Genomic DNA, 12,822 nt, shown 5'->3' with positions numbered 1-12,822 from the left:
TTAATTAATTGAACGCCCTTAAAGTAGACATTGTTGGAAACCCATAAGGGAAACCAATCATCTTTTTTTTGGGGGGGTATGAGGAAGAAGCTATTAAACCAACTCCGTATGGACCGTGGTTCCGCTATTTGTAAGAAAAGGCGCTAAACATAAGGTTAGGCGGACACAGGTTCCGCTATTGCCTGAAAATCACAGCAAAAAATAAGAAAAATCCGAGAATAACGGATTCTGTGTCCACGAATCAGTGATTTTGGTACAGTTGTTGGGAAATAGCGGATCTCCTGTCCGCATATAGCTGTGCAGAACCGACACATCAGATGCACTCCGCATTCAGCTGAACACCGACACATCAGGCCCACTCTGCACACAGCTGCGCACACCGACACATCCTTGCACACTGTCCATCAATTGTCCGACGCGTTCACATTAATGAATCGGATTCCAGCACTTTCGGGAAAATGGGGCTCCGCGCTTATCCATTCTGTCCTCTTATCCATTCTGTCCGCGTAGCCATTGTATTAGCGGAGAGGCTTTTGAAATTATAGAATCTGGATCATGCGTCGGTTCAAATTGCGGAAAGAAGTCAGGAAACATGGCAAGGTATTCCCTTACACACCATCGAACCGTCCAATTGATATCCGTTGACAATGGAATCCACTTGGAACCTTCATTTTTCCTTGCGTCTTGCAATAATGCATAGGCATACCAACCACGGACGCCGCTTTCGGATTCCTGAGCTAATCGCTCCCAGAAAACCTTTCGCTCATATTCGTTTATGGGCTTTTCCAAAGCACAAACAGCGATTTTTCTTACGATGGGCGAGCGATCGAATGAATATTGCCATAAAAGGTTCCGTGAGTAAAGCTGCCTTTCCACGAGAGTGGATAGGGATATCGCCCTTTTGATATCATCTTGGGAATGTAGTGCGATATGTGTGTCCCTGATCCGCAGGGACCGTAAAGCTCCTTGGGGTTGATTCGTTATCTGACCCAATTCAATTGCGGTTTTTGTTTTGGCGACGTTAACCCTGGGGGCTAGATTATCGTAGCCATGTATACGATCACCGTATGTAGTCAATGCAGTGCGTAAAGTTGCTGCATCTAAACCTTGGAATGTAGACATTAGGTATGCTGCGACTCCGGATACGAGTGTTGCTGCGCCTGATGTTCCCTCATAATAGGAAACGACATCTGCTTTTTTATTGGATTCACAAAAAGGAACGGTCAAGTATACTCGTGGTGCTAGAACGTCAGGCCTGAAGTGCCCCTCGGCATTTCGTCCATACGGTTCATCGGGAAATGGTACATGGGAGTGGCGCTCTGCGCGGCCTCGGTCATTGTATCCCCCCACGGCTAGATATTCGCGAGGCGGCAACATATTCGCTGTTCTCGTATTCCCATTTGCACAGACCACGAGAACCCCACTCCTTACGGCTAAAGCTAGTGCCTGAACCGTGCTGTTTTTGCTTGTGCTTTTTAGATATACCTGATGATCTAGTGCATGCCATCCCGTACTTAATATGATTTGAATATTCCATTCTTTCTGCTTATTCAATATCCACTCGATCCCGGCTTGTAATCGTTCTCCTTCCCCAGTCTTGAACGCCCCGTGGTTAAGCACGATATAATGAGCCGCCGGTGCAATGCCTATATGCGTTTTTCCTTGGAAAACAAAAGGTTTATGAGATAGTGCCAGTAGTGTCATTAACCCATGCTCACCACTAGCGTCATCATGTTCAACGGGCTCTTCTAAAGCAATATTTCGGCATGTAATGGAGAAGTCGTCATGAACGGTGACGTATTGTAATCGATCGCCTAAATGCTGAATTGCAGGATGAGGGGTAATTGTATCAATGATGACGATACCAATGTTTTTCCCGGATTCCGTATAATCCGGGGCTTCTGAAAAGCCTAGTCGTGCCCACGTAGGTTCAGGTAATTTTCTCATGGATTCATGCTCCTTCTAAGCAATATACATCTTTAGCTTATTGCTTGATCCTTCATTTGGCTAGTTGAATGAAGTAACAAAAAACAACCCCGAACCTAATATATCTTCGGGGTTGCAGTCTATAATACCATGGTTGTATGTCGCTGATACGATTAAGCGCTATCTATTCTTTTAGCCTGATCCTCTTCATAAGTAAATGGATAACTTTTACTTCCTAGCAGCTCTACGTAATTCGAAACCCACAAAATGGCCGTCTACCGTTTAGGAATATACCTTAAGAAAAAAGAGGAGAAATATTAAAATATCTTAAATAGTGAACACGGCCAAAAAATCCAATCCGTTCACCCGCAAATCACATCAATTATGTTCCAACTGTAGCACGCATGTTTATACTCGGAGCACTTTTACGAACAGTCGTTTGACTACACCTAAAATCCGAGGTTTCGCCCATGATGAAGATATGAAAATCGTGTACATCCCCAGACGGTTTCCACCCCATAAATCGGTGATGATGCCGTTTCCGATAACGGCTGTCTCGTTACTGCGCGTTCCGAGTAGATTCAATGCGGCTAAGAACGCTTTTTTCTTCGGTTTACCGGCTTCGAACAATGCTGGAATCTCATGGATCTGTCCGTGACCATGCATCGGTGGTTTGCTGTTAGAGACGATGATCACCTTAATTCCGTATCGGGACTGCATGTTATTCAGCCAATCTTTCATCAAATCGGTTATGGTTTCAGCATTTTTCGTCGTTATGGTATTGGTCCAGTCAAGGATGATCCCTTTAATACCTGCCTGCTGGAGTGTTTCTCCGTCAATCTCATAAATCGAGCGCGCAATTTTCGATGGTTTAAAAATAGACATACATATCCTCCACTACTTTGATAAGTGAGCCAATCGTGTATAGATTGCCTTCATTCTGTTAAAATCATACTTTTGAACAATCATTTCTCTTGGATGGTCTGTATGTTTAGTTTCGCCTAAACAAAAAAGCCGCGATTTCAGCGACTTCATAAGCATGTTTGTTTTTTCCTTCCGACAGGTAAAGATGCCCGCAGCCTGAACGACGTAATGTTCCGAATCGATATTACAATAAACATGGACATGTTCCAACGGATCGTCCGGTCCAGAAAATGTTAAGGTTCGAGCTATATGTCTGGGTGCATAAACCTACAAGACCCGACGACGTTCATGCAGAACGAACAGAATGATCATAATCATCATTACACCTAAGATGACACCGGCCTCTGTGGTCAGCATCCGCAGCAGCGGGTACTCTGGCGAGAACTGCGAATCGGTACGAATAGCGGAAAAGAGATTATAAGAGAACAGCATGCCCGACGAAATCCAAGCCAATGCCATCGGGTACAGAAAACGCTGCGGCCCACGCCGGGAAGTTAGCACCAGCAATCCCCACGCCCCCGCGATCGCGCTGCCTGGAGCTCTGCTGAAACTTTTTTATGCTCAATCTTCATGTTGGAAAACTTACCTCCTTAATAACTCTGCCTTCGCTTTACACCCCATTCTACCTCCCTTATCGAAAGGCAAAGTGACCTCAAGTTTAAGTTTGGGTTAATTTCATTTACGTGAAGCTGTAAACTCTCTATCCTGGATAGGTAAGTCAACGCTCAAAAAGGAAGCTGCGTATAAGTCACTCTGAGCGACTTGAACGCAGCTTCTTCCCTTGTCTTCAAAAGAAAATGATACATATATTCCAATAACAAACATAAGATAACGAACTCACATTCATTTTAGATACTGTTACCTTCTCATAGCTTAATCTGTCTCGGGAGTTATAACACTGCAACTGCTATCAATCCAGATATAAAACGAACTTCCGTTTGCGTCGGATTTCATTTCCCATTGCATCCCCATCTCCTTGGCCATCATCGATACAATGGACAAACCGATCCCTGCGCCTTTTTCAGGGGACTCGTAGCAGACGCCAGGACCCTTGTCGTTGATGACCAGCATCCATTGATTTTCACGATCAATCATGTGTATGCCGATGTACCGACCTGCTCCCGCATGGCGTACCACGTTCTGAAACACATTGTCCAGAATGCGGTTAAACCACAATGGATCCACATCCCAAAATACCGTCTCATCAGGAAGCTCGACAAAGACATCGAATTCCTTAGCCTCGAATACTGGATACCACTGAGCCACTCGATTCCGGACTTCTTCTACGATATCAATCGGCTGCTTGTGCAGCGGATACTTCCCCGCCGATAACAGCGTGTATGACAGAAGATTATCCATCAGATTACTGATGTCGTCCAGCTTATGCTCGATGACAGAAAGTGAAACCTGTCCCTGGGGAGAAGCAGGGTTATTGCGAACGGTATGGACATGTTGCCGGATGACAGTCAACGGGGTTCGAAGATCGTGGGAAATCGTTGAAATGAATTGCTTGCGCAGTTCCTCCTCCTCCCGCTCCCGTTGTTGACTTTCTTTGAGCTCCTTCACCATCCGATTAAACGAGCCTTCGAGTTCTCCGATCTCGTCGTTCTTCATAATCGTGACTTCGTTCGGAATTTCTTTCAATCCATTTACGGTCATCGCGGATTGGAGCCTGATCAGTCTTTTGCGAAGCTTAATGAAGAACAGCCATGACAGCATAAAGAAGCATACACAGATCATTAGAAACAGAAAGATGAGCGGCAGGTTTCCCGATAGCGACATCTCTGCATCAAGGATATGGGAATCCGGGAGCCGCATCACCATAAAGCCTTGCTTCGGATCGTTTCCGATGAGGGAGGTTAAGACCAGCTTTTCTTGATAACGGTCTTGCGCTCGAATCGAGAGAAGATCCACATAAGTCCATTGCTCAGGTATATCTTCCGAGAGGTCTCTGACTGCATTCGTCCTCCCTGACGGGTCCACCCAAAATATCTCAGCATCCGGATAGTCCTCGTTCAACTCTCCCAGTCTAGAAATAATCCTATCCCTTCCTGCACCGTCCAGGTTGTCTGCCTCCTGCTGCCACAGGCGGGTTATCTCTTCCGGACGATATACTGGATGATCGCTAAACATATAACCAGGTAAATAAAATAAGGCTGGAATGATCGGCCATAGCAGTAAGGCGGTCAAAATAAGGATCAGGTATTTGCTCATTAACGAGCCGCGGATCCTCATGATCGCACCCGGTATCCTACGCCGCGGATGGTCTCGATAATTTGGGGGGAGCCGGAATCCAGCTCGATCTTCTCTCGCAGATGCCGGATATGCACATTCAACGTCTTGTCTCCGTTCAGATGCGGCTCGCCCCAAACGGCTTCATAAATCTGCTTCTGGGTCAATATGTGATTCAGATGGTCCAGGAAATACATGAATATATGAAACTGCTTACCTGTAAGGACAATCTCTTCCCCGGTTTCGGAATTCCATATACGGCTTCCTGTTCGGTCGATGATTAAATGCCGGATCAGAAGCTGCTCCGGTTCCGCAGTGACGGAGCGCCTGAGCAGGACTTGAATCCGGGCGGCCAACTCATCCGGATGAAACGGCTTTGTCATATAATCATCGGCAAAAGACAAGCCGGTAAGCTTATCTTCGATTGCGGTTCTGGCCGTAAGCATCAGGATGGGTACAGCGGGATTGATTCGTTTTAGCCGCTGACCGACCGTGAATCCGTCCAGACCCGGAAGCATAATGTCCAAAATGACTAGATCGCAATGTTCCATTGCTGCTTCCACATCATAGCCTGAACTCTTCCATATCACCTCATAGCCCTGACTGATTAAAAACTCCTTGGACCAGGAACCGATTTCCTGATCGTCTTCAATGTACAAAATAGTAAATGTCTTCATCGTATGATGGACTCCTAAAAGTAATATATAGGTAGTCTAGCATATTATGGCTGTCAGGAGATCGGGAAATCCATCGGAAAAATTCACGTAAATCACCAAGCATCGTCATAAGTTCACAACATGGATTTGTTAATGTTATCAACAGCCGGGAAAATCAATGCAGGCACTGGCAATATTCATACAAGTTGGAGGATGAATCGGACGGGGTCTTATCGACTTCATCAGGCGACAGATTAACACATACATGGGAAAGGAACGGATTGGATATGAAAACAATCGATATCGTAAAAGAAAACCTGCTTTTCATTCTCGGTCTGGGCGCTTTAGCGCTTGTCAGACCCATCATGAAGATGACCGGGATCATGGACCTGATCGGCCAAGCATTCGGCAGCATTCTGATGACGGTTCTCATCTCTTTGGCCTGGCTCATGCTCGTTCTATTCAAAAGAACGGCTTATCCCATTGTCATTCTTGTTTTTGCGGGTTTGAGTTATGCCTTATTTGCTATCATTATCAGCGGGATTGCCTCTCCCCTTATCGATGGAACATTGCAAGGTCCATTAACGAATCCGCTGGCAATGGTAAGTATCTTTGCGGTAAATGCGGTTTGGGGCTTAATCGTTGGCGTAATTGCCAATGTACTGCGTCGTAAAGGGTAGATTGTCGATAACAAAGAAATGGCGGCATGGGGGAACCCCCTGCACCGCCATTTCTTTATATGCAGCAGCTATTTGACCCCAACTAGGGATCACTCATACGGGTACCACTTCTGAGAACCCCCAACTCCTCACCTGCTATGTTGGCCAAGTCTTGTGAATACGTAATCTATACCACTGCTTGTTTCACGTGATGAAATTCCTCCAGCGCTTGACGTACGGCTTGAGGCGTATCGAGACGAAGTATGCGCTTCGCCAGCTCACGGCATTCCTGACGATCCAGGATAGCGAGCCTTTCCTTCATCCGGCTGAGACCGCCAGCCTCCATGCTCCATTCGTCGAGCCCGAGTCCGAGTAAGAGCGGTGCCGAGAGCGGATCACCCGCCATACTGCCGCACATGCCGGTCCATTTACCGGCCGTGTGGGATGCCTCAATGACCGTGCGGATTAAATGAAGCACGGCTGGATGATAATAATCGTACAGGTGCGCGACATGTTCATTCATGCGGTCCGCCGCGACCGTGTACTGCACAAGGTCGTTCGTACCAATGCTGAAGAAATCGACTTCGCTCGCGAAGCGTTCCGCCAACACGGCCGTTGAGGGAATCTCAACCATGATGCCAACTTCCATCTTCTCGTCGAACCGGATGCCGTCCTGCCTCAATTCCGCCTGCACTTCCGTCAGGATGGCTCTTGCCTGCCTCCATTCCTGCAGGCCGGAGATCATCGGGAACATCACCTTTACCGTACCGAAGGCGCTGGCCCGCAGCACCGCCCTCAGCTGCGTGCGAAGCAGCTCCTGGCGGACAAGCCCTACCCGTATTGCACGGTAGCCCAGGAACGGGTTCGCTTCCTTGGGCAGCTGCAGATACGGAAGCTCCTTATCTCCGCCGATGTCCATCGTGCGGATGATCACGGGGCGGCCCTCCATCATCCGGGCCGCTTCCTGATACGCACGGAACTGCTCCTCCTCGCCCGGCATGGCCTGGGCGTTCATGAACAGGAACTCCGTGCGGAACAGCCCTACGCCGTCCGCGCCCTGCAGGACGGCGGTCTCGGCTTCCGCGGCGCTGCCGATGTTCGCCGCGAGCTCCACACGCGCGCCGTCGGCGGTCACTGCCGGGCGCGCCGCGTACGCCTCGAGCGACTGCCTGCGCTCGAGGTGCTGCAGCATGCGGAGCCGATACTGCTCCGCTTCTGCCTCGTCCGGCCGGGCAACGCACAGCCCGGCGGATCCGTCGAGGACGAGCGTGTCGCCGTCCTCAATGCCCTCGACGCCGTCCCCAGCGCCGACAATAGCCGCAATCCCGAGCGACCGTGCGAGAATAGCAGTATGTGAGGTCGCTCCTCCAGTGCGAGTAATAAAACCGATCACCAAATCAGGGTCCAGCTGCACCGTATCCGATGGCGCCAAATCGTCGGCAACCAGGATAACCTGTTCGGTGATACCCGTAAAGCCGCGCGAATGCCCTGGCGACAGACAAGCGAGAAGACGATTGCCAATATCACGTATGTCTGCGGTGCGTTCCTTCATATAATCATTGTTCATGCTTTCCAACATGGAAGCGACCTGACTCACAATTTCGGCAACGGCCTTTGGCGCTGGCTCCAGCTTCTCCCGAACCCGACTCTCCATCTTCGGATAGAAGGCAGGATCCTCCAGAAGCTTCCGCTGCCCCGCAAGAATACCGGCTTGCTCTTCGCCCACGGCTTCCTTCGCTTTTTCCGTCAGCGCATCCAACTGCTCCGCACAGCTGGCTTTGGCATCACGGAGCTTGATAAGCTCGGCATCGATAGCGGCCGGTGTATCGGGAATATCCTTCTCATCGGGGCTGCTGTCGCTGCTTGCCCCCTGCGAAGGCTTGTAGATGTATGACTTTGCGATCCGGATTCCCTCCGATACGCCGATTCCTTGAATTTGCAGCTTCTTCATCAGGCTTCACCAAACTTGCTTTCGACTAGCTGAACCAGAGCTTCGACTACCTCTTGTTCTCCATCTCCATTAGCTTCGATGGTCACGACAGCCCCTTGCTCAATGCCGAGCGTCATCAGCTCCAGCATGCTTTTGCAATCCGCGGAGCGTCCTTCGCTAGTTCTCAGATGAACCTCTCCTCCAAACTGTCCTGCTTTTTCCGAGAAAAGCTGAGCCGGACGGACATGAAAGCCCTGCTCATTCTGTATGGTTACGGTTTGTGTGAACATGTCTTTCCTCCTCATCCTGTAACGGCCTGCCGAGACAATTTTCTTGCAGAAATCGCAGTTACGGCTTCACTCTTCCGTATCCCTGACGTTCGCGTGCTTGATCTTTGCCAGGCGGCCTGCTTTATTTATTGTTCAAGATCCTGCTCATGGGCAATTCGTATATATGCTAATAATGACTGCTTCCCGTTTAGTTAGGATGATTTTCGTTTTCGGACTTACGTTCATTTCGGAAGCTAAGCTATCCTCGCTAAGCTCATTCTTATCATGCCAGTAAAGCGATCCGTCCTTTATAAGCCTCAACCAGCGCTCTGTTGTGTTCATCGGAACCATCGATATTTCCGCTTAGAAATACAGGGGGGGTGAAGCCTTTTTCAATCATAATCTCAATAGATTCGGCGAACAGGGAGTTCAAAATGAGGGCCCCGATCACCGTTGAGCTCGGCGTAAAGGGTACCTGGAGGCCCGGATGGCTCAATACGGCATCGCCCTTGACCGAGAAATTGTCGATCACCAGATCAACAGCATCCGCCAGATGCTTGCCGCTGCTGTGTCGGGAGGGCATGCTTTTGGAATATTCCAGAGAGGTAATGCCTACAGTAAAGGCCCCCTTCTCCTTCGCCATCAAAGCGACATCTACAGGAACGGGATTTCGCCCCGAAGTGGACAATACGAATACAATCTCGCCTTCGCGAATATCCTGCTTCTCCATAAACTCAACCGCAAGGTCGTTTTGTCTTTCCAGCTCGGACGACCGGACCGCGCCTTCATGAAGCATCAGCTTCTCAACCAGAATCGGACGAATCGGTACAAGTCCGCCTGCTCGGTAAAAGACTTCTTCGGTCAATATATGTGAATGTCCGCAGCCGAACAAGTGAATAATCCCGCCCTGCTGAATACAGGTCGCTACCTTCTCGGCCGCTTCACGGATCGGCTTGGCCTGCTCGGTTCGAACTTTGTTCAACAACCCGCCAATCACATCAAAATAGGTGTTCATCATCGTCTCTCTCACCTCATTGTTCCTGTATTTACAATGCTATCTGTTCTCTTCCGGTTGATCATCGGTTGACAAAGCACTTTTAGCCCGGAGAACCATCCCGGCCATCACTTCCAAGCTGCGCTCGATGATTTTCTCCCCCTTCTCCCTCGTTGCCAGCGTTGCATCCCCAAGCACGGCAGTGGAAGTCATTTCCTCCCACGGCGTTGGCGTGCAATCCGCTTCGATCGGGATCTGCGGGGCACCATCGATCGCCTTGCTCATGTCCACATATTCGCCCGCGAGATAGAGCATATAGGATGTCTCGATTTCATCGGCATGCATATAGCTCGCGTGCGCAGCCGAAGCTTCTCGCACCAAAGCCGTTACTTTCTTCGTGCCAGGGTAAAAGAAGTAGAACACCTTCAGTTCGGGAACCCGTTCGTATAACACTCTCGCAGCTTCCTTCAGCGCAACCGCATTGCCGAGATGGCCGTTGACCATGACGAAAATGCGGAATCCCTGCTGGTATAAGCTTTCGCCGATATCTGCTAACAGCCGGATAAGCGCTTCGTTTGAGACATTGATGCTCCCCGGGAAATTGCGCAAGCTCCACACCTGGCCATAAGGGAGGGTCGGCAGAACGAAGCTTTCCGTCCGCTCGGCTAATCTGTCCGCGAGTCTGGTCGCGAGCAGGTTATCCGTGCCCAGCGGCAGATGGGGACCATGCGCTTCAACGGCACCAATAGGAAGGATGGCAGCACGGAATTGGCGTATTTTATCCTTCACCTCAATCGAATTTTCGAGTTCGAATTTCATAGTGGCACCCCCCCTTACTTTTTAAATGAAAAGCAGTTGGCCGGGTTGCTTACGAAAAATTTCTTCACCAGCTTTGGTCCGTCAAAGCCGTTTCGGTTCGCCTCGTCCACAAAACGCGGTACCCATTTGGAAATAATGAACTCCAGACCGAGACCCTGATCGTAATGCTTGTAGTAGGTTTTCCGGGCGGTATCTCCGCTGATGAGGATTTGATCTTCGAAGCCTTTGCGGACAAGCTCCAGAATAAGCGAGATTCGGGTGCTCTCCGGTGCATACTTGATTTTGCCGATACCGTCAAAGCTCATGAAAGCCCCCGTTGCGGCGATCTGCTCGTGATAGTACGGGTCGGGATTGCGGTCCATATGCCCCAGGCTCAAAAAAGACAGCTCCACACCTTCGCTCTTCAGGAGCTCGATTTGCTCCAGCGCCATGGTGCCAACCTCGGTATGGGAATGAATGGGCGCCTTTGTCTCATGATGAGCGCGCGCTACAGCACGCAGCGTCTTTTCCTCCAGAGGCGTAATGCGGTTATAGCCTGTCCCGAATTTAACCTGGCCTGCTTTGAAAGACGTTCCCTCCAGCCCTTCTTCCACCTCCCGGATGACGAAATCCGCCAGCTCGTTGATGCTTTTTGCTTCAATCCACTGGGCGTAGGTTTCATAGTGGCCGATCAGCGGTTTAAGCTCCTCTTTGATTTTGGCGTCCCACAGAAAGCTTTTGTTGAAGCCCGCCGTTCCTACAATATGAATGCCGGTTTCAACTGCGATTTCCTGTACCGCCTGAACATCCCGTCCATAATCGATGGCTGTAGCGTCCACGATGGAGCGTCCACCGTGTTGTTTGAAGTCAAGAACGTCGAGCTTGGACTTCTCTTTATCATCCAGGAGCAAATCGTCCTCGCCCCGTTCCTGCCAGTAGGCCGGACGGCATACGATATGTTCGTGGGAATACGTAAAGCCCAGCTCCTCCTTGCTGATATCTCCATGTAAAGTACGAATAAAGCCCATATCGTTTCTCCTCCACTCTCTATAAAATTAGAACCTGACCGGATCTCTAAAAGTGCGTGTTCAAAATTCAAAAAGTCAGCTGCTTTTTGACTAACCTCTAAAAGAACAGCTTCGCCAGGAAGTGCAGAATCGGCCCAATGATGAACATATCGGAATCAGCTGCCCACATGGCCGTATCCGGCACCGTCGAGGCGATGAAGAAGCGAACCATCAGAAACTGTCCCCAAGCAACCACGGTTGAAGTGATAAAGCCGCCGATAACGGCCCCGCGGACACCGCCTGTCGAATTCCCGAACACCCCTGCCGTAGCACCGTGAAAGAATAAGACGATCATCGTTGGCACGAAAATGTATGATACGGTGTTGCCAAGTACAAGCAGCCAGATAATCGCTCCTGCGAAAGCTCCCAGGAAGCCAAGAACCACCGCATTCGGCGCGTAAGGGTATACAACTGGCGCATCCAGTGCCGGTTTGGCTCCTGGTACCAGTTTAGTAGCGATCCCGTTGAAGGCCGGAACCAGCTCGCCGACAAACATCCGGACTCCCATCAGAACGATGGCGATTCCGCCTGCGAATGTGAACGATTGGATAATGGAGTAGATAATAAAGTTCTGGTCACCTGATTGTTTCATCAGCTCCGCAGCCGCCGGCGTGCCCTTCGTCGATAGAATAATGGCCCCGATCAGGAACAAAACTCCCATGCTGAGCGCAGTGATGACGTTGGAATCACGAAGAAACTCGAAACCTTTGGGTACTTTGATTTTCTCGGAATCGTTGTTTTTGTTGCCGAACAATTTACCGAACAAGGCAGCTAGCAAGGCAACCGAGGCCGAGGTGTGACCAAGCGCAATGTTATCGTTGCCCGTAATTTTACGAAGGAACGGCTGAACCAGCGCCGGCTGGAATGTCCAATACACACCAAGGACGACAGCGACCATCAGTACCAGCTTCCAGATCGAGATGCCGCTGGCCGCATGAACGATCACGCCCGCAAAAACGGTCGACGTCCAGAACATCATGTGCCCGGTCAGGTAAATAAATTTAAACCGGGTGAAGCGTGCCAGCAGAACGTTGATTAAAAAGCCGATGAGCATGGCGAGCGTAACGGCGCTGCCGAATTTGGAATTGAATGCCTCCTGCCCCATGAAGGTACCGAGGGTTCCGCTCTCCAATCCGAAGACTTCCTTCCACATCGGCTCAAATACATTCAAGGCTTTCACGATGACATCAGAGCCTGCACCGATGATGAGGAAGCCGATAATCGCTTTAAAGGTGCCGCTTACAAGCTGGCTCGTTGATTTCTTCTGAAGCAGAAGGCCGACCAGAACGATGAATCCGAGCAGAATGGCGGGCGTTCCAAAAATGTTGGTGGCAATCCAAAAAAGTACGTCCATATGCCCTCTTCCT

11 protein-coding genes and 1 pseudogene are annotated in these 12,822 nt (G+C 49.8%); 1 reads left to right on the top strand and 11 read right to left on the bottom strand.

The features are described from left to right. Positions 1-489: 489 nt before the first annotated feature. The 5 genes and pseudogenes from M4D81_RS24525 to M4D81_RS24505 form a co-directional block, all read right to left on the bottom strand. Complete coding sequence (locus M4D81_RS24525) at positions 490-1,947, bottom strand: S8 family serine peptidase (protein ID WP_260068357.1); 1,458 nt, start codon at positions 1,945-1,947, stop codon at positions 490-492. 387 nt (positions 1,948-2,334) lie between these two features. After that, positions 2,335-2,811, bottom strand: a complete 477-nt coding sequence (locus tag M4D81_RS24520; RefSeq protein WP_260068356.1) for a YqeG family HAD IIIA-type phosphatase — start codon at positions 2,809-2,811, stop codon at positions 2,335-2,337. Between the two features lie 306 nt (positions 2,812-3,117). Continuing rightward, a pseudogene (locus M4D81_RS24515) lies at positions 3,118-3,378 on the bottom strand (hypothetical protein); the annotation flags it as partial. Between the two features lie 345 nt (positions 3,379-3,723). After that, positions 3,724-5,085, bottom strand: coding sequence for a HAMP domain-containing sensor histidine kinase (locus tag M4D81_RS24510; RefSeq protein WP_260068355.1), 1,362 nt, complete (start codon positions 5,083-5,085; stop codon positions 3,724-3,726). Further along, positions 5,082-5,759 (bottom strand): response regulator transcription factor, encoded by a 678-nt coding sequence (locus M4D81_RS24505; protein ID WP_216532379.1) that lies wholly within the window; start codon positions 5,757-5,759, stop codon positions 5,082-5,084. Before M4D81_RS24505 ends, M4D81_RS24510 begins: the two co-directional genes overlap by 4 nt. A 266-nt stretch (positions 5,760-6,025) precedes the next feature. Here M4D81_RS24505 and M4D81_RS24500 point away from each other — a divergent pair, with 266 nt between their 5' ends. Then, positions 6,026-6,418 (top strand): hypothetical protein, encoded by a 393-nt coding sequence (locus M4D81_RS24500; protein ID WP_260068354.1) that lies wholly within the window; start codon positions 6,026-6,028, stop codon positions 6,416-6,418. 166 nt (positions 6,419-6,584) lie between these two features. On the opposite strand, the gene ptsP is transcribed toward M4D81_RS24500, so the two are convergent. The 6 genes from ptsP to M4D81_RS24470 all read right to left on the bottom strand — a co-directional run bounded on the left by ptsP (position 6,585) and on the right by M4D81_RS24470 (position 12,809). Further along, positions 6,585-8,348, bottom strand: coding sequence for a phosphoenolpyruvate--protein phosphotransferase (gene ptsP / locus M4D81_RS24495; protein WP_260068353.1), 1,764 nt, complete (start codon positions 8,346-8,348; stop codon positions 6,585-6,587). Beyond that, positions 8,348-8,617, bottom strand: a complete 270-nt coding sequence (locus M4D81_RS24490; protein ID WP_260068352.1) for an HPr family phosphocarrier protein — start codon at positions 8,615-8,617, stop codon at positions 8,348-8,350. The genes ptsP and M4D81_RS24490 overlap by 1 nt, the downstream gene beginning before the upstream one ends. A 262-nt stretch (positions 8,618-8,879) precedes the next feature. Continuing rightward, a complete protein-coding gene (locus tag M4D81_RS24485; RefSeq protein WP_071220777.1) occupies positions 8,880-9,614 on the bottom strand; it encodes an SIS domain-containing protein in 735 nt (244 codons plus the stop codon). A gap of 36 nt (positions 9,615-9,650) precedes the next feature. Beyond that, on the bottom strand, positions 9,651-10,409 hold the full coding sequence (locus tag M4D81_RS24480; RefSeq protein ID WP_260068351.1) for a creatininase family protein: 759 nt from the start codon (positions 10,407-10,409) through the stop codon (positions 9,651-9,653). Between the two features lie 14 nt (positions 10,410-10,423). Beyond that, complete coding sequence (locus tag M4D81_RS24475) at positions 10,424-11,416, bottom strand: phosphotriesterase family protein (protein WP_260068350.1); 993 nt, start codon at positions 11,414-11,416, stop codon at positions 10,424-10,426. 97 nt (positions 11,417-11,513) lie between these two features. Beyond that, a complete protein-coding gene (locus M4D81_RS24470; protein ID WP_071220774.1) occupies positions 11,514-12,809 on the bottom strand; it encodes a PTS ascorbate transporter subunit IIC in 1,296 nt (431 codons plus the stop codon). Positions 12,810-12,822: the final 13 nt, after the last annotated feature.

Source organism: Paenibacillus sp. p3-SID867 (assembly GCF_025142895.1).
In the GTDB taxonomy this organism is placed as follows: domain Bacteria; phylum Bacillota; class Bacilli; order Paenibacillales; family Paenibacillaceae; genus Paenibacillus_AQ.
This window is presented reverse-complemented; position numbering and strand designations above follow the sequence as displayed.